General features: G+C 37.2%; 12 protein-coding genes. 8 read left to right on the forward strand and 4 right to left on the reverse strand.

Annotated elements, in window-relative coordinates; translation table 11 throughout:
* Nucleotides 1-97 precede the first annotated feature (97 nt).
* The gene (gene tnpC / locus L6469_RS12485; RefSeq protein WP_006282801.1) at nucleotides 98-1,906 is read left to right on the forward strand and encodes an IS66 family transposase; all 1,809 of its coding nucleotides are present in this window, start codon (nucleotides 98-100) and stop codon (nucleotides 1,904-1,906) included.
* A gap of 1,558 nt (nucleotides 1,907-3,464) precedes the next feature.
* Here the strand turns inward: tnpC and L6469_RS12490 are convergent.
* Genes L6469_RS12490 through L6469_RS12500 form a run of 3 tightly spaced genes read right to left on the reverse strand, consistent with a single transcriptional unit; the run spans nucleotide 3,465 to nucleotide 10,706 of the window.
* A complete protein-coding gene (locus L6469_RS12490; protein ID WP_006281139.1) occupies nucleotides 3,465-6,818 on the reverse strand; it encodes an RHS repeat domain-containing protein in 3,354 nt (1,117 codons plus the stop codon).
* Nucleotides 6,808-9,684 (reverse strand): RHS repeat domain-containing protein, encoded by a 2,877-nt coding sequence (locus L6469_RS12495; RefSeq protein WP_039869290.1) that lies wholly within the window; start codon nucleotides 9,682-9,684, stop codon nucleotides 6,808-6,810. The genes L6469_RS12490 and L6469_RS12495 overlap by 11 nt, the downstream gene beginning before the upstream one ends.
* On the reverse strand, nucleotides 9,684-10,706 hold the full coding sequence (locus tag L6469_RS12500; protein ID WP_143067225.1) for a hypothetical protein: 1,023 nt from the start codon (nucleotides 10,704-10,706) through the stop codon (nucleotides 9,684-9,686). The genes L6469_RS12495 and L6469_RS12500 overlap by 1 nt, the downstream gene beginning before the upstream one ends.
* 423 nt (nucleotides 10,707-11,129) lie before the next feature.
* Here L6469_RS12500 and L6469_RS12505 point away from each other — a divergent pair, with 423 nt between their 5' ends.
* The 6 genes from L6469_RS12505 (at nucleotide 11,130) to aspA (ending at nucleotide 17,478) form a co-directional block, all read left to right on the forward strand.
* Nucleotides 11,130-11,495 (forward strand): hypothetical protein, encoded by a 366-nt coding sequence (locus L6469_RS12505; protein WP_006281142.1) that lies wholly within the window; start codon nucleotides 11,130-11,132, stop codon nucleotides 11,493-11,495.
* 175 nt (nucleotides 11,496-11,670) lie between these two features.
* The gene (locus L6469_RS12510) at nucleotides 11,671-12,072 is read left to right on the forward strand and encodes a helix-turn-helix domain-containing protein (protein WP_051214727.1); all 402 of its coding nucleotides are present in this window, start codon (nucleotides 11,671-11,673) and stop codon (nucleotides 12,070-12,072) included.
* 214 nt (nucleotides 12,073-12,286) lie between these two features.
* Nucleotides 12,287-13,633, forward strand: coding sequence for an anaerobic C4-dicarboxylate transporter family protein (locus L6469_RS12515; protein WP_006281947.1), 1,347 nt, complete (start codon nucleotides 12,287-12,289; stop codon nucleotides 13,631-13,633).
* 56 nt (nucleotides 13,634-13,689) lie between these two features.
* Entirely contained in the window at nucleotides 13,690-14,742 is a 1,053-nt protein-coding gene (locus tag L6469_RS12520) for a type II asparaginase (RefSeq protein ID WP_006281946.1), read from the forward strand.
* 54 nt (nucleotides 14,743-14,796) lie between these two features.
* The gene (locus L6469_RS12525; RefSeq protein ID WP_039870065.1) at nucleotides 14,797-16,005 is read left to right on the forward strand and encodes a porin; all 1,209 of its coding nucleotides are present in this window, start codon (nucleotides 14,797-14,799) and stop codon (nucleotides 16,003-16,005) included.
* Between the two features lie 57 nt (nucleotides 16,006-16,062).
* Entirely contained in the window at nucleotides 16,063-17,478 is a 1,416-nt protein-coding gene (gene aspA / locus L6469_RS12530) for an aspartate ammonia-lyase (protein WP_039870072.1), read from the forward strand.
* Nucleotides 17,479-17,563: 85 nt separating this feature from the next.
* Here the strand turns inward: aspA and L6469_RS12535 are convergent, their stop codons facing one another.
* Nucleotides 17,564-18,466, reverse strand: a complete 903-nt coding sequence (locus tag L6469_RS12535; protein WP_006281943.1) for a helix-turn-helix domain-containing protein — start codon at nucleotides 18,464-18,466, stop codon at nucleotides 17,564-17,566.
* A gap of 349 nt (nucleotides 18,467-18,815) precedes the next feature.
* Here L6469_RS12535 and L6469_RS12540 point away from each other — a divergent pair, with 349 nt between their 5' ends.
* Nucleotides 18,816-21,338, forward strand: coding sequence for a DUF5686 and carboxypeptidase-like regulatory domain-containing protein (locus tag L6469_RS12540; protein WP_006281942.1), 2,523 nt, complete (start codon nucleotides 18,816-18,818; stop codon nucleotides 21,336-21,338).
* The last annotated feature ends 51 nt before the right edge of the window (nucleotides 21,339-21,389 follow it).

Raw genomic sequence — 21,389 nt, forward strand, 5'->3', positions numbered from 1 at the left:
GAATTTAATTTATTGAATATCAGTTATTTAAGTGTTATTTTGTTCGTGTTTTTGCGATTTTTTTTGTACCTTTGTAAGTACAAAAGCAAGTAAAAGCATGGAAGAAAAAGAATTCAAAAAAAGAAAATTCTTTATGGAATATATCAATTCACGAGAGGATAATCCTGTCGTAAAATCTGCCCATGCTTCTATGAGTTCAGCTGATAAAGACAAGTATATCAGCATCCTTGAGCGTGATGTTGAGCAGTATCGTCAGATGCTCCAGGAGTCATTGGAGAATCAGAAGAAGATACAGGATAGACTTGATCGTGTTGCTGCTATGCTTGAGAAGAGCGATAAGGAGAAATCAACACTTCACGATACCATCAATCGCCTGATGACTCAACTTGAAGGAAACCAGAAACAGATACAATCCCTTCAGAACCAGATAAAGAATCTGATCAATCAGTCAATGGTTGACAAGGCAAATCTGTATGGAAAGAAAGTCTGGAATAACAGAGGAGGCAATACTACTACTGTCAGTCGTCAGGAAGCAAAGGATGACTTTGATGGAACTGCTGCTTCCCTACCCTCAGCAACTTCCGATGAAGAGCCAAGCAAGGAAGACCAGAAGGAAGTAGACAATCAATGCAAGGTTGGCATGAAATATAATACTATGGGTGCTGACATGGTTATTGATTATAAATGTGATGAAACCAAAATACCTGATGGTGCCAAGATAATCCGTAGGTTTACTCGCAGTATCTATGATCAGGTCAGCTACATTGTTGAACACAAAGTACATTACATAGTCTACAAACTTCCTGGACAAGATCCGATCACAGTTCATTTTACCCTTCCTGGTAATGAGGAAATCGAAGAGGATTACAAGAAACTGAGTGTTGTGCCACACACCCATGTAACAAGCAGGTTCCTTTCTCGTCTGACAATGAACAAATACCAAATGGATACTCCTCTTTACCGAGAGATCATCCGCATGATGGAAGATAAATTCAGCATATGCCGCCAGACACTTACAAATTATATTGGTATAGGCGCAGAATATCTCAAACTGGTTCTTCCATATCTTAAGAATAATCTACTTCAGGATGGAGCCAATATCCATTGTGATGAAACCTGGTGCAGAGTCAGGATCTACAACAAGGTTCTTAAGAAATACATCTGGTGTGTCGTCAATAAGGAAACCAAGGTTGTATACTTCTTCTACGATAATGGAAGTAGAGGCCAGGATGTTATCAAGAACTTCATCGGTTCTTCAAATATCAACTCAATACAGACAGATTCTTATTGTGGTTATAACTTCTTTGATCGGGAGGATAATGATATTACTCATTTGTATTGTATTGCACACGCCAGGTCAAAGTTCTTCTATGCATATGAGCGAGGTAAAGACTATCGAGCAAAGGACTTCCTGGACTGGTTTGGATGGCTTTACGGCAGAGAGGAAACCTATAGAAAACAGAATCTCTCACCTGCGGAAATCAAGAAAAGAAGAAACGATTCTGAAACTACTGAATGCATCGTTAAGATATATTCAAGAATGTGTGAACTTCAGAAGGATGACTCTATCAAGGGCGAATTGATGACGAAAGCACTCAATTACCTGAGTAACGGTTGGAAGAAGTTCTTCACCTTCCGTGAAGATGGTAATTACGAAATCGATAACCTGGAAGCTGAACGCTGCATCAGGCCATTAACTGTGAACAGAAAGAATGCACCGATACTCGGAAGTGAGAGCGGTGTAGAGAATCTGTGTCTCTATATGACCTTAGTCGAAACATGTAAGAAGAACAATATATCACCATTAAGATACTTCGAACGCTTCTTTGATATCATAGCAAAGACAAATGGTGTTGGAATTGAATGGGACCAGATGACACCTTCAAAACTCTGTCAGGAATCATAAAAAAGCAAAAAAAACAAAAAATACTAAATAGGCTGAATCGCTTTAGAATCGCGGTTCAGCCTATATTTTTATATTGTTAGGTCGAAATTGGACGCTTACCTTGCCTGTATTTACATATGTAGATATACCAGAGGCATATGTATTCAGTCCATGCACTTTGTCTAACTCCTTGCCATTATACTTAAAGGGCTGTATGCCGGTATCATTGAAATGAAATGCGCCTTCATACAATACATTAAATTTCATCCGTATTTTATTTATTCATGATTATTAAGTTTACAAAAACAGTAAATGTATTTTACGATAGTTATCTGGTTCAAAGGTACTACGTAAAGCAATATGTTGTACTTTTTGATAGAAATTCTCATCTCTTTATCAGTGTTTAAACTCTACAGATCAATAACCCTGTTCGAGATAAGAATTTCTAAAAGAGCATGGGTTGTTTTATAGTTTATTTGTGATTATTGATGTAATCAATTATAAAAAGTGTAACTATATTGATAACCAACAAGCTATAATTGAATATTTTTGCTTGTTTACATTTTGCTATCATTTCCGGTTCATCTCTTAGCCTGTCGTATTCGTTAAAAATTTCTCTATATCTCTCATTTCGGAATAATACTATATATTTGAATATCATACATAAAATTACACATACCAAGATTGATACTTTATTTAAGAACCTCGGTATGTTAAAGAATAGATGCATAAAATAATCTATTCCATTTATAAACACTAAAGATAACCCACTAATAATTCCGAAAGCATATATAATCGAAGATTCACTGGTTTCTAAATGTCTTCTGTAGTAGCGATATATTACATAATGCATGATATAATAAAATTCCATCATTTGTTATATTTTTATATTATTTGTTCCAAAAATCTAAGTCATTATACTCCAATGCTACCATTGAAATGAAATGCGCCTTCATACAATACATTAAATTTCATCCGTATTTTATTTATTCATGATTATTAAGTTTACAAAAACAGTAAATGTATTTTACGATAGTTATCTGCTTCAAAGGTACTACGTACAGCAATATGTTGTTCTTTTTTGATAGAAATTCTCATCTCTTTATCAGTGTTTAAACTCTACTGATCAATAACCCTGTTCGAGATAAGAATTTCTAAAAGAGCATGGGTTGTTTTATAGTTTATTTGTGATTATTGATGTAATCTACTATTATAAGTAATAATATATCGATAACCAATAAGCTATAATTGAATATTTTTGCTTGTTTACATTTTGCTATCATTTCTGGTTCATCTCTTAGCCTGTCGTATTCATTAAATATTTCTCTATATATATCATTTCGAAAGAATATCATATATTCAAAAATCGCCCAAAGTACAATATATACCCAAGCAACAGGTTTGTCAACATGAAGTGGAGTTTCAAGTAATAAACACACGAAATAATCAATATTTAATATTATAAAAAAAAATAAAACCATAAGAATACTGCAAGCACGCCCCATCGACATCGTACGGCTCTCAAGATTCTTTCGGTAATAGCGATATATTACATAATGTATGATATAATAAAATTCCATCATTTGTTATATTTGTATATTATTTGTTTCAAAAATCTAAGTCTTTTATCCTCCAATGCCCTTTTCCCTAAAAAATAGGCACTTGATATAGCCCAACCATAAGTAGGAATAAAGCCAACTCCTGTCATGATTAAATCCAGACCACCTTCACCAACCAATTTCTTTTGATGTTCATATATTTCTATACCAATTATGATTGCTGACAGTGCAGCAGAAGCCCCTCCTAAATACTTTATACCTGATGCTATTTTATTAGCACCTCGTAGATTGAAATCAATATCCACATTTCTAAATCTAAATGTTGGCTTAGCAGAGTTTATATATCGTCCTGTTGTTAACTCTCTAAATGCGTAAGCATTACTTCTTTCAAGAGGTTTTGCCATTCCCCATCCCGCAAATCCCAATCCAGTACTTAAATCTGTATTTTTATTGTCTATAGTTGACCACCAACGGCTCTCTGAGACTTTTTCATGGAAGCGTCTTTCTAATGTTCCACCATTTGAATAACCCACATCATCTGGACCAAATGCTACATACCATTCGTTTTTGTCTGAGGCATAATGTACATTTGAAATCCCAACAGAATGACTATTTGCATAATCTATAGCTTCTTCTTGACTATCAAACAGTCCATTGATATCTATATGATTTATAGGATTGTCGTGACAATATGTAAATGGACTCACATCTTGGAAAAGCTCACAAAGGGGGTCCACTTTATTCCAAACGAGAACAACGGAGTTATATTGTCTTGCTCCATAGTCATATGTATTCAGTCCATGCACTTTGTCTAACTCCTTGCCATTATACTTAAAGGGCTGTATGCCGGTATCTTCATGGGCAAACGGCGTACCGAAAGGATAATAGTTTGTACTTTCTAATACTTGTCCTTTATTATCTATCACTTCACGAATATTACCTAAATGATCACTGGTAAAATAATAAAAAGTAATATAAGACGGTATTATGTTGCGGTTGAAAAAATTAGGCTTACATAATTCAGTGTTGTTGAATTGACAATATCCACCATCAAACATATACTTATCTATCTTGCCGTTTTCTACTATTAAATGACCAGATAATAAATAGTCTGTCGAATCTACATATTGTATTTCTGCATTAGAAAGCGCATGAGTGGTTCCTATCGGTACTGTTATATTTGGAACAGCAGTGTAGTGAATGGTACGAAGTTTTACACCAGAAGGAGAATAAACATATCTGGTTACATTTCCATCTGCAAACTGTATCCGAATAGGGTTATTGTTGTTATCATAATCAATATGGGTTATACCTTTACTTGCATCACAAATTAAAGCTCCATTACCATTGTATAGAAATGTCGAAGAGGAGCCTTTGCTACCATTGAAATGAAATGCGCCTTCATACAATACATTATCAGCATTCTCATCAACACTGCTCAACTGAGCACCAGTATAGCTTAATGCCAAATCGTCTATGGCTCCATAACTGCCATTCTGCTTTAATCCATTTCGAATAATTCTGTCTGCTGAGCTATTGCTGTTATAATGAACAGACTCGTTAAACCGGCTTACGTTATTTGTAAAATTCTGCTCTCCATAAACCGCTTCAGTCATTCTGTTCATTTTGTCATAAGTAAAAGTATATCCGCGGTTGTTGTCGGAAAAATTGTCATTCCATTGCAAACTGCTTATATTGCCATTATAGGCAGCGGCACCATACGGATTTTCGGCATAATATAGCTTCTCCTGAAAGGTGGTCGTGCCTATGTGGCTAAGCCATCCGTGTAAATCATAGTCATATGATATAGAGGCGTTTTTTGATCCTGACAAAGGTCGTTTTACATTTGCAAGGCGTCCGAATTCATCATAGCTATAATTGATGATGCTTGATTCCTGCTGGCCATTGTAATTAATCGTTGTTTTGACATTTTTTACCTTATCATTCTCTTCATAATAGGTATTTTCAATATCAGCATCCAAAGTCTTGCCATCTGGTATTGCAACTTTGATATTGGAGGTTAATATCTTATTTGAGAAAGAATACGTATTGGTGATATGCTCAAGATCTCCTTTTAGACCTTTAGCCTTTGACTCTAATAAATTACCTTTAATGTCATATCCAAGACAGCTGTAGAGTAACTCTCCATTATTGGCTTGGGAAATAGTTCCTGTAAGATATCCTGAAGAATACTCGTAATCAGAAGCGCCATCCAGATGAAGGTTGGAGAATTCAGAACTTCGTGATCCATTTAGAAAACGATAATCGTCGTAATAATTTACCGTTTCAAGTACAGGGTTGGTTATAGTACAACCAGCCCCAACAACATAATCCGTGTGAAGTATACCTCCGCTATTCTCTGAATAAGAAACGGTTCCATCCATAGACTCACTTATATCTTTTTGACTGCAAATGCCCTGTATAGCTACACGCCCCAGATAATCATAAAGCATAAATCGAAATTTATTCTGTTCACGGAGCAATGCATCCTGCATATATGTTAAGTGATCAGCCTTATCATACCAATATTCAATATAATCACAACCGGGCAGTATCTTCTTATGCAACCTTCCTCTGATATCATAACGATATTCATATCCATTTATTGTTTCATCAGGTGTCAGTTGATATTCTGGCATTAAGACATATCTCAACTGACTTAAATCGTTATATACATAATAAGTACATGAGCCTGAGGTGTTGGAAATATCACTATATCTTTTCTCCAGCACTTTTAATCCACGCATATCATAGAAGCACTCTACACGACATGAATCTGCATCCCAACTTGTCTCTTTGGTCAGTGCTCCAGCCTGATAGTATCCATTGTCAATTAAAGTGTTTTGATCTAAAGGAGCTTCATAATATTTTACTTCATTTTTGTCGTTAAAAGTAGAGGTATATCTGTTCTTTTTGTTTTTTGTCACCCATAATGAACCCGGTATACTGACCTCTGATTTGTGACCAAATTCATCATAGGCTATGTCACTATAAGCATACGCACCCAAATGTTGAGCCTGGACCGTCTTAAATGAACTTTCGGTCATATTATTTGATGAGCTTTGCTCAAAAGGTAAATAATTTCGGTTTACTCTTCCTAAGTTATCATAGGTCTGTCCACTGATGACATAAGTCCCTTTGGTATTAACCGATCCGTCTGCCGTTATTGTAGGTCGTCCGAGTCCATCATAATACTGAAATTTATGCCGTATCTTTAAGGCTGATTCATCATTAGGATCCAAATCACCTTCATAGTTATATGCTTCAACCATGGTTTTAACTTCCACATAGTTGTCTGAGGAAGTCTGGGCTGAAACACGAATGGCAAAGCACAATAGAAGTAGACCTAAATATATATATACTTTATTTTTCATTTTTTCTTGTGTGGTACTTTATGCGTTGAGTAATATTTCCAAAAACATCGGTAGCTTCAATCAAACGATCAAATGAGTCATAATAATAGGTCATAAAATTGCCGTTAGGATATAACACATCTGTCAACTTCCCTGAATTTGTCCAATAATACCAGGATTCTGATTTTCTGGGATTATCACAATTTGCCTCCTGGTAACCCACGTATTCAGGATATCCTCCCCAGGAAACACCTGTTTTTGTTATAGATTTGTTATAGGGCTTATATGCAGAAACTTCATAGAATTTTTTCGAATAAGCCAAATAGGTTTCGATAGTATCCACAGATAAGTCTCGGTTAATTCTAATCTTCATAGATGGAACTGAAACGCTATCGTTAATCATCTTGTATATCGTCTGTTCTCCATTTATCAGAGTACTATTATAATAATTCTTCGTACCTATAGGTGACAAATTAAAATACTTTGTAGTTTGGTAGGCTGTTGCCGAAGCACGATAATCATCAAAAGGATATTCATAAACTGTTCTCTGTGTTTTTCCTAAACGACTTTTTGCATGACCTGATATGACGTTAATCCATGATCGATGACTATATGGAAGACTTAACGGCAGAGATTTTAATGTATATTCATAGTTGTCGGTATTTGTTTGCTGATGACTACCTATGTATGTCGTGGTTTCTTTTGCCAATAAGTTAAATTTAGGAATATCATAATAATATATGCTACCCGTGTAAAAAGGCGTAACATAAGAATTAGGCTTATTCCAGATTAAATCTGTTGTTTGTATTTTATCAATAATGGGATTCTTCGTATAGGAATAGACAGCTTTCTCTATTAACTTCCCGTCCGATGAGTAGGTTGATTCATCAAGGATCTTGCCATACAAATATGAATGGTCTGTTCGGGTAGGTGGTGTACTTCCCCAAGTTCTGCCAGGCATAATATTTGGATAGTCTGAAATATTCGAATAATGATAACAATTAGAGGAATGATCAGCTTCAGTAACTGTAACATAACTGTATCCTACATGAGGACCGAAAGTATTAGATAAGGGTACAACTGATGTATTCTTAGAAAAAGAAGTAGAAGTGCTAGCTCGAAATGAATAAAGCGGTAAAGCACACAACTGGCCACTTGATCTTTCTGAGCCGGGAATATTATATGAGAAGATACGCTTTCTTACCGGTGACTTATTCATGCCATCAAAATCGCATATTTCTTTAATTCTTAACCCTCCAGTAAAAGTTTTTTTAGCAGCAGGTTCAATTAAATGATTCGTATAATTATCACAATACGCTCCATAAGTATTATGTTCGAATAAGAATGTTGTATATCCACCAGTTGGATAATACAGAGTCGTTAACTGACCATTTGACGAGCAATCGTTTACTTCCTTATTAAAATTATTATAAGAATTACTGTTCATGCCATTATAATACCCCCAATGATCAGAAGCCTGTGACAAATAATCGTTTGGCAAATGATGAAAATTATTATACACCATCTGGTAACTCATAGACTCTTTTCCATAGATAATTTTTACTTCATCTAAATGCATTCGGTTATTATAATTATATTTCAATTCGATACTATACGTTGGAAATTTAATCTTGTCCAACACCTTTAACCTTGTGTATTTAAGAATGGTTTTATCTTTTATGGTATACGGTCCTCCGTATCTAAACTGAGAATATTTACTGCCATAGCCATTATAGCAAAGGTACATAAATAGTTCTAATCCGGAATTAGCCGGAGTTTGACAGACAGGATGATTGTTTAGGTTTAAGTTGGGATATAATTCATCTGTAGTCAGCGGAATATAACTAGATTCAAAAGTAGCTAAGGGCTCTGACTCACCAGGAATAATACTTTTAAGATATACGGGAGAATTTAACATGCCGCCATAGGGAAAAATAGCATTTGACTCGAGACTACTTGCAAACATAGTGCCCGTTAGTCCACCATATTCGGCATTATCATTCGTCAACAGAGAATTATATGAGTTGATAAATTGTGCAATAAAAGGCCCTCTTTCATAGTTGAAACGAAAAACGGTATTTCCATATTTGTCTTTTATTTTTGTTAAATACCATGTTTTTGCTATAAAAGAATCGTTTTGATTATCTTGTACTTGTGAGAAAAAATTAATTCCGTAATCGATGCACGAATTGTCACCACCAAAGATATAGACATAGCCTTTATCATCTCTCAGCGTAAAGCCCTTAATACACTTTGGTACTGCTTTTACAGAAGATTTGCAGGGATAGTTAGGTATAAATGGACTTATATAGTTACTTTCGTCTTTTACATCAAAAAGAACATCTATGTTATCTTCTGATATCACTTTCCATTGGCCATCATTACCATATATAAATTTACCGGTTTTGCCTTGAAAATTGAAAACGAAAACATCTGGCTCTAAATCGTACGTTTTAAAATCATCACTAAATGTTACATCACTGACAGGGTCGCCTTCATTGATACGATTAGGGTTTTCAAAATAATTATGAAATTCACCATACTTAGTACGTTTTTGCTGTTTCCACTCATCGGGTACATTTTTTTGGATTCTAGTGATAGAACCACCTGCTATCAATGTCCAGTTATGTCCAGTCCAGCCTGGAAGTGAATTAACTAAAACTCCACAGGCATCATATTGAAGGTAAATGGATAATGGATAACCTTTAAAATAATATGTATTTAGCGGTATACTTATATTAGGCTGGCCAGTAAAATATGAAACTGGTACTTCACCATATTTACCTAAATCGCTTGCGTTAGGAGTTGGTATATCACGAGTAATCACGTTCTGTGCATGTAATGATAAACAACAGAACATCAATAAAGAAAGTAGAATTCTAGCCATTATATATTTACTTTTTCACTATATATTTTTCCGTTTACATTAATATAGAGCACATATTGTCCTTGTCGTAGTCTGGAGCAATCTATGCTGGATGAGTATCCATTACCCAAGGATTTATTCCATTCTTTTCGCCTGTAAATAATACCCATAGAACTGGAAATCATAGTTACAATATGGGCATCATCATCCAAATTATAATTTAAAATGACTGTCCCATTATTGACATGGATAGAATAATGGAAAATATCTTTTGAGAGCTGGTTCTGGTGAAACTGCGTAACAGAATCAGAATGTAATATTTCCTTGTTGATGGAATCGTTTATTGTTCGTTGGTTTTCTGGCAGATAACAATACGCTTGGTATGTTGTTCCGATAGGCGACATGTTCGCATAGCTGGTACTGATTATGGTTTCTATCAAGGGATAACGATAACCTCGAGCATACCATTCATAATGCTCTTCGATAATTTGTTTCATCTTTGCTGTGTCCAAAGCTTCAGCATTCATGTCCATGCTCATGTAATATGACTTAATACTATTCAGTCGGAGTACATTTCTTATGGTATCATCCTCCGATAAAATTAATGAGCCGAAGGCATCTGCTTTAACAGAGACTGTTCCATCCTCCTTATAAAAATGATTACCACAATAGAGTCCTATACCAGAGAAGGTAGATCCTGTAGAATCGCCATAACATAAAGGATATTTTACTTGAAGAGGAGGTTTGCTATATATTATTTTTTTCAGTGGACTTTCATAACTAGTTAGGAATAAAGAATCTGAATGAAGTTGATAATACTTGATTTGCTTTTGATCCCTCTCATGAAAATATTGAGCAGAGTCTCTATAATGGTAAACTAGATTTTTCCTGGAGTAATCAAGATAATCCGAAATATTCCATAATTTATTTTCACCACCTTCACCTGGAGCAAAATAATCTATTGGTATCTTATTCAAACTGTCTGTTAGCATTAAGTGATTTTCACGGCACAAAACATTTTGGGCAGATAGTGAAGTACTCATTTTTCCTATTAGTAAAAATAGAAGAAAAAGGTACACATTGAGATGATGTAAAGTCTTCATATTAAATTTCATCCGTATTTTATTTATTCATGATTATTAAGTTTACAAAAACGGTAAATGTATTTTACGATAGTTATTTGCTTCAAAGGTACTACGTAAAGCAATATGTTGTACTTTTTGATTAGATATTTTTACCTATATAACATAAATTATACTCTATTGATATATAATGACTGATTCATATATTCGTTTTCGTACTGTAACTGCTCAGCATAGTTAAAAGCGTATACCTCATTGCTATCCTATCATGCAAGGATGGAGAAATATGTTAAAGAAACTAATTATTTAAAACATGATTTCTTGTTTAATATTTTTTTGTTATATTCGCAAAGAAATAGAAACTTTAGTAAACGATTAATGACTATGAAAAAGAAACTATTATTTTTTGTATTTCTTCTTGTTAGTTTACAAGGAAAAGCACAACAGACCATAACATGGGACAGCGATATCGATTCTGTAACACTTGCGTACCCTATTATATTTGTTGATGGTGTTGAAATTGGTGATGAAGATATGGCTAAAATAGATACAGCTGATGTTGTTTCTATAAATATATTGAAAGATGGACCAATCTATGACTTAGTAGCACCTCGCACGGGAAAAATAGTTATGGTAAAAACGAAATCTAAAATTTTTCTAAAGCAGTGGCTACTGAGAAAGCAGTTCATAGATGATATGTATAAGAGAAAACAAGAGAAAACACATCAGAAAGGAATTGTTATAAGGTAAACCATCTGAAACGAGATTAGCTGATAGCTTACTATGTTCGCTCAGATGATGTTGCTCATACCAAGATATGAATTAGAATGATTAACTTTTTTGGTACCCGTAGATTAATATTCGCATTTTTTTTGTATCTTTGCAGACTGAAAAGTCGAATAGGTTAGCTATTTAAGAGAAAAAGATGCAAGAAGGTAATGTACAAGAGCAACGGGGTCGCAGTTTCCAAGTGTGCCCCGCCAAGTTGGATGAGTTATGTTCCCAAGTAAAGTATGAACTATTAGCTCAAGAGAAGTATAAAGAACCAGATTACTCTATTGACAAATTAGCTTACGATTTGGGTACATGCACCAGATATGTCTCAGCGGTTTTCGCAGAGCGCTTTAACTGTAGCTTCAGATCTTTTCTCAATCATTGTCGTGTTGAGGCCGCAACAAGTCTCATGGAAGACGAGAAATATCAAGATAGTAAAGTGGGAGATATCTATCAATTGGTCGGATTTGCGAACCGACAGTCTTTTTACAACTGGTTCACCAAATTTATGGGGTTGACTCCTCGTCAATATCACTTGAAATGTTGGGAGTAAAATGACAAAAAGGTATATCAGATACGTCTGATATACCTTTTTTAGTGTTTCATCTTACTATTTTTTGATTTAAATGTTAACAGAGGTTAATATATGCATATTTCTGTGTATTTTGGTTGTTTGGTAGGTAAATAAAATATATATTTGTAAAAACACATCAATATATCGAAGAAATTTCGAGTTTTCGCAATCAAACAATCTAAAGACATAATAAATGGTTACAACATTAGTATTGATACAATTAGTTTTAGTGCTCGTCTGCATTTTTATTGGGGCCAAAGTCGGGGGCATCGGCATGGGTATCTATGGAATGGTAGGAACGCTCATCTTAGTTTTCGGTTTTGGACTGGCTCCAGGAGCTTTGCCAATAGATGTCATGCTTATTATCGTATCAGTAATAGTGGCTTCTGCTGCCTTACAGTCTACAGGTGGATTAGATTATCTGGTAGGCCAGGCTGCTAAGTTCTTACGTCATCATCCTGAACATATTACTTTCTATGGACCACTTTGTTGCTGGCTCTTCTGTTTGGTAGCCGGTACAGCCCATACCTGTTATTCGCTATTGCCTATTATCTCTGAAATCGCTCAAGCTAAGAAAATCCGTCCTGAGCGACCTCTGAGTGTTAGTGTCATAGCGGCGTCGCTGGGTATTACAGGTAGTCCGGTGAGTGCTGCTACCGCTGCCATTATCAGTGCAGATATATTAGGTGGTAAGGGTATCGAGCTCGGTGATGTGATTCTGGTATGTGTGCCGGCATCTTTTATCGCCATTGTAGCAGCTGCCTTCGTTCAGAACCATATCGGTAAAGAACTTGCTCAAGATCCTGTATATTTGACTAAAGTGAAGTCGGGCGAAATAGATCCAGTTGCAGATGAACAAAATCTGCATCAGGCAGAAACGCATCCGAACCCACAGGCGAAGTATGCTGTTTGGGCCTTTTTCTTGGGTGTAATAGCAGTCATCTTCTTCGGATTCTTCCCAGAATTTCGTCCTCATTATGTTGATGCAAATGGACAGTTGACTGTGGTTTCTACGAATCATATGATAGAAATGATTATGATGAGCGATGCTGCTCTTATCTTGCTTGTAGGAAAAGGCAGCATTCAGAAAACTGTTTCTGGCAATGTGTTTGCTGCAGGTATGAATGCCATGGTCAGTATATTCGGTGTAGCCTGGATGGGAGATACCTTCTTTAAGAATAATCAGGATTTCTTCGTCAACCATTTTTCGGGTCTTATCCAGAGTGTTCCTTTCTTATTTGCAGTCGTACTGTTTGTCATGAGTATTATGCTTTTCTCTCAGGCTGCAACTGTTCGTACCATCTATCCTTTAGGCATTATGCTGGGTATCAGTCCTTTATATTTACTTGCTATGTTTACAGCGTGTAACGGATATTTTTTCCTGCCTAATTATCCGACTGAGGTAGCAGCTATTGGCTTCGACAGAACGGGCAGTACTCGTGTGGGACGATATGTGGTTAACCACTCTTTCCAGGTGGCTGGGTTCATCACTACGGTCGTTTCTATCAGTGTTGCCTTCGTGATCATCCATTTGCTCTAATGGCCTATTATAAGACAGTATTATCTAATAGTATAAAAACTTAAAACTGCAAAATTATGAAACATTTACGTCTATTATTACTTATGGTATTTAGTTTTTTGGTGGTCATTGCTTTTGCCAAACCAAAAATTCATATTATTGCTACTGGCGGTACAATAGCTGGTGTTGCTACATCTGCTGCTTCTTCAGCTTATAGCGCAGGTCAGGTGGGTATACAGACATTGCTGAATGCTGTACCAGAAGTGAAAGAATTAGCAGATATCGATGGTGAGCAACTTAGTAATATTGGTAGTCAGGACATGAACGACCAGGTTTGGCTGAAATTAGCGAATCGCATTAACCAGCTGCTCAATCAAGAGGGATATGATGGTGTGCTCGTCACTCACGGTACTGATACGATGGAAGAAACCGCTTATTTCTTGAGCTTGACCGTTCACTCTGATAAACCTGTTATCTTGGTGGGTAGTATGCGACCATCTAATGCCATCAGTGCAGACGGTCCGGCTAACCTTTACAATGGTGTTGCTGCCCTTTGTACACCGGCCTCTAATGGGCATGGAGTTATGGTATGTATGAACAATGAACTTTTCGCTGCTAAAGATGTAATCAAGATGCATACGACTGATTGCGCAACATTCAAGGGCGGAATTAATGGTGAAGTCGGTTATGTCTATAATGGTAAAGCTGTATATCTCAAGGGTGCTCCGCTTACCAAGTGCGGTACTCGTTCTGAGTTTGATGTTACTCATCTTACCAAACTGCCACAGGTAGGTATCGTTTATGGTTATGCTAATGCTTCACCACTGCCGATGCAGGCTTTTGTAGATGCGAAGTTTGATGGTATCGTTTTAGCCGGTGTAGGCGATGGAAACTTCTATAAAGATGTATTCGAGGTAGCGCTTAAGGCTCGCAAGGCCGGTATCAATGTCGTTCGTTCAAGTCGTGTAGCTACAGGTCCTACCAATAAGAATGCTGAGGTTGACGATGATAAATATGAGTTTGTCGCTTCATTGGGGGCTAACCCACAGAAGGCACGTGTACTTCTGATGTTGGCTTTGACCAAAACCAGAGATTGGAAGAAGATTCAGACTTACTTTGATGAGTATTAATGGATTTTTTATTCGTATAGTATTGGTTCATCATCACATTCAAATTTGAAAATTATGAAAACGAGAAAATATTTTATGGTTGCCGCTTTACTAAGTTTAGCGATGACTGCTCATGCACAAGGTAATAATACTCGTAATGGTGGCCCTGATGGAGACTATGAAAGTTTGGCGGAACGAGTAGCTAAAATCGAGAAAAAAACGGATGCCTTCAATGTTTATTTTAACTATGCTGCCAGTGCACAGATCAATGACTTCTCGGGTGATACGGGCGACAAATGGGGAGCAACTTTTAAGAATAAACAGGCTCGATTAGAAATTAAAGGTAATATTACCGACAAACTCTCTTATCGTTTTCGTCATCGTCTCAATAAGAGCAATGCTGCTAAAGATGATAACTTTGCTAAAGCGACCGACATCTTGATGGTTGGCTATCAGTTTAATGATAAGATAGGTGTTCAGGCTGGTAAGATGTGTCAGATCTGGGGTGGCTTCGAATTTGATGAAAACCCGATGTACATCTATCAGTATTCTGATATGGTAGACTATATGGACAATTTCCAGGTTGGTGCTGTCGCTTCTTTCAAACCTGTACCAACACAGGAAATTGCGGTGGAAATATCCCGTACCGACAATGACCGTTTGGAAGATATCTATGGCGAAGGTGCTAAGACTTTAAGTACTAGGGGGTTACGCGATTTGAAGCAGGCTAAGACTCCACTTACTTATATTGTCAACTGGAATGGTAGTTTCTTCGGAGATAAGTTCCAGACCCGTTGGGCATGGGGCTTGCAGACGCAGGCAGAAGGTCATTACAGTCGTATGCTCACGCTTGGTCAGAAGTTAAATCTTGACAAGATACAGTGGTATTTCGACTATATGGGCGAGTTTGACGATCTGGATCGTTTGGGCATCGCTACTTCGGAATTGGTGACAGCGCCAGGTGTTCATCTCGGTAAAGTACACTACAACAGTTTTATTACCAAGTTAAACTGGCAGTTTGCTCCACAATGGAATCTGATGCTCAAGGGATGTTATGAGACAACCACAGTAAAGGGTGGTAATTTCGATAAATATCGTAAATCATGGTTATATGCGGGAAGTGTAGAATACTATCCTGTGAAGAGTCAAGATTTCCGTGTATTCCTGGCCTATATCGGAAGAAGCTGCAAGTATACCGAACAGGCGAAGGCTCTTGCAGATCTGGATAACTACAATACCAATCGAATAGAACTCGGTTTCATGTATAGAATAAAAGTATTTTAATTTGTACGAATAGAATTAGAAACTTTCAACATTATCAATATAATAATGAATAAAGAAATGACAAAAGAAAAAAAGTATCGTGTAGAGTCTGATTTATTAGGTGAACTTAATGTTCCTATAGATGCTTATTATGGCGTACAAACTCAGCGGGGTATTAACAACTATCGCATCTCGTGCATGAAGATGTACGACTTCCCAGATTTCATCGTATCTTTTGCTTTCGTAAAGAAGGCTGCAGCGATGGCTAATGCTGAAGTCGGTGCTCTTGATCCTCATATATCAGAGGCTATCTGTCAGGCCTGCGACGAAATTATCGGTGGCGCATTATGGAAGAATTTCCCTATCGACTTGATGCAGGGTGGCGCCGGTACTTCTGTGAATATGAATGCTAACGAAGTTATTGCCAACCGTGCCATCGAGATTTTGGGTCATGAGAAGGGTGAGTATCAGTATTGTATGCCTAATGATCATGTCAATTGTGGTCAGAGTACCAATGATGCTTATCCTACCGCTATCCGCTATGCCGTCATTCGCATGAATAAGAAGTTGGTGGTATCACTGGAGCGCCTCATTACGTCTTTCCGTAATAAGGCTGAGGAATTTAAAGATGCTATCAAGATGGGTAGAACACAGCTTCAGGATGCTGTGCCTATGACGTCAGGACAGGAATTTGCGGCTTTTGCGAATAATCTGGAAGAAGAGGTGCTCAATATTGCACGTAATGAAGTCTTGTTGCACGAGATCAATATGGGTGGTACAGCGATAGGAACAGGTCTGAATGCTGCTCCTGGATATGCTGATCTTTGTACAGCTCATTTGAGTGAGATTACGCATGAGAAGTTTGAAAAGGCTTCTGATATGATTGAGGCAACTCCTGATACCGGTGCTTATGTAAGCTATTCTGCCGCATTGAAGCGCTTGGCGGTCAAATTGTCTAAAATTTGTAACGACCTTCGACTCATGGCGTCTGGTCCTCGTTGTGGTCTGGCTGAAATCAATCTTCCGCCGATGGCTCCAGGTAGTTCTATTATGCCAGGTAAGGTGAATCCTGTTATTCCTGAGGTAACTAATCAGGTATGTTTTAAAGTTATCGGTAACGATACCACGATTAGTTTTGCTGCAGAAGCAGGTCAGTTACAGTTGAATGTCATGGAACCGGTTATTACTGAGTGTTTGTTTGAGAGCATTACTTGGTTGTCTCATGCCATGGATACTTTGCGTGAAAAGTGTGTAGACGGTATTACTATCAATGCCGAACATAATCTTGAGATGGTTCGCCATAGTATCGGTATTGTTACTGCCCTCAACCCATACATCGGTTATAAGAACAGTACCAAGATTGCGAAGGAAGCCCTTGCCACCGGTAAGAGTCTGGTTGATATTGTTCTCGAAAAACAGTTGCTCTCGAAAGAGCAGTTAGATGAAATTCTTGATCCTAAAGCGATGCTTCAGGTACACAAGAAATTTAAATAAAATGGTTATAACGATGAAACCTTTGGATTAAAAAAAAGGATAGGGCAGCGGCTCTATCCTTTTCTTTATGATGAACGAGAAAAAATTACTTTTTATTGCGAAACTCGATAGGTGTACACCCTAAATGTTTTTTTACATATTTACCAAAGAAACTCGTATTAGGGAAACCTACCGCATTACTAATTTGTTTCATGCTCATTTCTGTATTTTGTAGGTAATGCGTAATATCAGCCAGCGTATACTCGGTAATCCACTGATTAGGAGTTTTACCACTGTTCTTCTTACAGATTTGCGCCAGATATTTCGTAGAGATACAGAGTTCACTGGCATAATGCTCCACCGTCTGGTGCTTGATTTCAGCATGTTCAAGAAGTTCAAGGAACAAGTTAAAATAAGACGCATGATGGTGAGGCTTATCCACCAGCACATCCGCCTGTTTGCGAATCGCATTACAGAGCGACAACAGACAAGCACGCATCATACTTTTGAATATTTCGCGACGATAGCCATTCTCTATTTCATCATCCGTTTTATTCAGACAGTGCTTGAATATGTTGTCAAAGCATTTACTGCTGTTTTCATCATATTTCTCAGCATTCACGATACGTATTTTCTGTACATACGTAAACTGGTTCCATACATTCATATAAGACCCCAGGAAGAATTTAAGCATACGGTTAGATATGCCCATAGAGAAATATCGAATGTCGGGCGAAACCATAATATTCCCCAGTGTAATACCAGTAGGAAGAATAAGTACCTGATTATCGTGAATAAATAAAGTTTCCCCATTCACTTCTGCCTGCATTTTTCCTTCGACGATAAAGCAGATCACATTTCCATCGATACGTTGTGTGCCCGATTCTTCTAGAAATTTCACATTATTGATTAATACGAAGTCATCCTCGAAAAATTCTACACCGTCAATATCGGCTATCTTTTCCATGAAATCCGCTTTATCCTTAAATGTATATTCTCTTTTTACCATCTTCTAATTCCTTTTTGGTGCAAAAATACAAGTTTTTTTGCGATATTCTATTGCTCTTTTGCGAAATCTTTAGGTTGAAAAGGTATGAATGTATAAAATAGAACATATATTCGCACAATTAGAACATGCTTAATTGCATTTAATATATTACTTTTGCAACCGAAAAGGATATTATTGCGATTATATCGCAAACGTTAAATTTAATAATTTCCAACTTATGCAAGTACATTTTCTGTAAAAAATATAATTGATAATAGGAAAATATTTGCTATTTTTGCAGCAGATAAAAGAGGTGTATATTATATTGATTTAAAATTAGGAAGAATCAAACGATTTTGTAGTAATAATTATGCTAAGTAAGAAGGTTGGTTTAGTAGTTTTGTTTTTGTTGACAATACTGCAGATGCAGGCGCAAATCACAGGACAAATTTTGGATGGTGAGGACGGTTACCCTATACCTTACGCTTCTGTTTCATATAAAGGTCATCATGTTAGTGTAGTTTGTGATGCTGAAGGTAAATTTACGATTGAAGCCCATAAGGGATGGGTGCTTACTTTCAGTTCTATTGGTTATAAGTCTCAAACGCATACTGTTAATTTGGCTCAGGAGGAAATTAATATCAAGCTCAATGCTCAGGGTGTACAGGTGTCAGAAGTTGTAGTTCGTAGTAAACGTAAGCGTTACAGTCGAAAAAATAATCCGGCTGTAGAGTTAATGCGCCGTGTTATAGAGAATAAGAAAAAGGCTAATCTTGAGAACCATGATCAGTATCAGTTTATGAAGTATCAGAAGCTCACTTTTGCTCAGAATGACTTAGATAGTTCTAAGCTTGATAAGTCTTGGTATAAGCAGCAGATAGAGCTTTCACCTTATAATAATAAGTATGTTTTGCCTCTTACTGTCGACGAAACGGTAACACAGCATTTGTATGATAAGTCGGATGCTCGTAATCGTGATATCGTTCTTGGTTTGTCGAGTAAGGGTCTTAATAAAGTGATGCAGACGGGTGATATCTTGAATAATGTATTGAAGGAGGTATTTCAGGATGTCGATATTTATCAGGATTACATTCGTTTGGTACAATATCCTTTCCCGAGTCCGTTGGGTAGAACAGCGATATCTTTCTATCGCTATTATATCGTCGATACCGTAAAAGTGGCTAACGATAGTTGCTATCATCTTCGTTTCTTCCCGAATAACCAGCAGGATTTTGGTTTTACGGGCGAACTTTATATTATTAAGGATAGTACACTGCAGTTGAAGCAGGCTGTGCTCAATATTCCTAAGAAGAGTACGGTTAACTTTGTACGTGGTATGCGTATCGAGCAGGAGTTTGATCAGCTTTCTGATGGTCAGTGGGCATTGTCACGTGATGATATGTGGGCTGAATTAGCGATTGTTTCTTCTCATCCGAAATGGCTTGTATCTCGATACACCCGATTAGGTGATTATGATTTTTCTCCTATCGACAAACACTTGTGGAGGGGTAAGGCTGATAAGGTAGAATCGCCTGATGCACGTATCAGAAATGAGAAGTTCTGGGATGAATATCGTCCTATACCATTGTCGTTCTCAGAGCAGAATATGGATAAGTTTGTGGCTAACATGACCAAGCGTAAGGGGTTTGGCGTGGTGATTACTGCTTTGCAGTTGGCCATGGAGAATTATATCCAGACTTCTAAAATAGGTAAGCCGAGCATGTTTGATATCGGACCAGTAACCTCTATGCTCAGTAAGAACTATGTAGATGGTTATCGTTTCCGCCTGTCAGCCCGTACCACAGCCAACTTGCTGCCACATCTTTTCTGGGATGGTTATGTTGCTTATGGTAACCATAGTCATAATACCTATTATGGTACTACGATAACGTATGCGTTGAATGATAAGCAATACTCACACTTCGAGTTCCCTCGTCGTAATATCGTCTTTGATACCAGTCGTGATATTGCCAGTTTCGCCGATCGTTATCTTACCAATAATAGGGATAATATCTTCATGACGTTTAAGACACATCAAACAGAAAATATGTATCTGTATAATCGTCAGAAGGTATACTTTGAATACGAAACAGACTGGGGCTTTAATGCTCTCGCTGGTTTCAAGTTTGAGAGTAATCGTCCGGAGGGCTTAATGCACTTTATGCCGGTTGATGGAAGTCCGGAATTGTTCCGTCTTCGTACCACCGATCTGATGGTAGGGTTTAGTTTGGCTCCTGGTAAAACTTATGTCAATACCAAGCAGCGCCGTGTTCCTGTAAACCACGATGTGGCTGAGTTGGAGCTTACTCATGATATGGGTCTGAAGGGCTTTATGGGTGGCCAGTATGCCTCTAATCTTACCACATTCAAGGCTTATAAACGTGTATGGTTGGGTAGTTATGGTTATTTGCAGCTTTATCTCCGAGCTGGAGCACAGTGGAATAAAGTTCCATTCCCATTGCTGATCACTCCACCTACCAGTATGACGCTGTTCCAGGAGAATGTGAATTCCAACTTTAATTTGCTTCGCGATATGGAGTTCTTGAACGACCGTTATGTGATGTGGAACGCAGCATGGAATCTGAATGGTAAACTCTTTAACCGTATTCCGCTGATTAAAAAGTTGAAGTGGCGTGAGTATATCAGTGTAAAGGGTATGATCGGGCATCTTACCGATAAAAATAATCCATTTAAGAATCCTACAGATAGCCGATTGTGGCAATTCCCTTCGGGTAGCCGCATCATGGGCAATACACCATATTGGGAAATGATGGTTGGTGTTCATAACATCTTCAAGTTCTTTGGTGTTAACTATGTACGTCGTATCACGTATCGCGATTATAGTGGGGTTGACAAGAACGGTGTTCGTTTCTCCTTTATGATGTCTTTCTAAAATAAAACTTCTCTCAACGAGATAAATTCTATTTATGATTTGATGGGTCAT

The sequence above is a fragment of the Segatella baroniae B14 genome (genome assembly GCF_022024235.1).
GTDB lineage: Bacteria > Bacteroidota > Bacteroidia > Bacteroidales > Bacteroidaceae > Prevotella > Prevotella bryantii.

Bases quoted from the DNA above. Each gene is read 5' to 3' on its own strand.
- tnpC (WP_006282801.1), top strand. From the start codon at position 98: ATGGAAGAAAAAGAATTCAAAAAAAGAAAATTCTTTATGGAATATATC.
- L6469_RS12490 (WP_006281139.1), bottom strand. From the start codon at position 6,818: ATGAAAAATAAAGTATATATATATTTAGGTCTACTTCTATTGTGCTTT.
- L6469_RS12495 (WP_039869290.1), bottom strand. From the start codon at position 9,684: ATGGCTAGAATTCTACTTTCTTTATTGATGTTCTGTTGTTTATCATTA.
- L6469_RS12500 (WP_143067225.1), bottom strand. From the start codon at position 10,706: ATGAGTACTTCACTATCTGCCCAAAATGTTTTGTGCCGTGAAAATCAC.
- L6469_RS12505 (WP_006281142.1), top strand. From the start codon at position 11,130: ATGAAAAAGAAACTATTATTTTTTGTATTTCTTCTTGTTAGTTTACAA.
- L6469_RS12510 (WP_051214727.1), top strand. From the start codon at position 11,671: ATGCAAGAAGGTAATGTACAAGAGCAACGGGGTCGCAGTTTCCAAGTG.
- L6469_RS12515 (WP_006281947.1), top strand. From the start codon at position 12,287: ATGGTTACAACATTAGTATTGATACAATTAGTTTTAGTGCTCGTCTGC.
- L6469_RS12520 (WP_006281946.1), top strand. From the start codon at position 13,690: ATGAAACATTTACGTCTATTATTACTTATGGTATTTAGTTTTTTGGTG.
- L6469_RS12525 (WP_039870065.1), top strand. From the start codon at position 14,797: ATGAAAACGAGAAAATATTTTATGGTTGCCGCTTTACTAAGTTTAGCG.
- aspA (WP_039870072.1), top strand. From the start codon at position 16,063: ATGACAAAAGAAAAAAAGTATCGTGTAGAGTCTGATTTATTAGGTGAA.
- L6469_RS12535 (WP_006281943.1), bottom strand. From the start codon at position 18,466: ATGGTAAAAAGAGAATATACATTTAAGGATAAAGCGGATTTCATGGAA.
- L6469_RS12540 (WP_006281942.1), top strand. From the start codon at position 18,816: ATGCTAAGTAAGAAGGTTGGTTTAGTAGTTTTGTTTTTGTTGACAATA.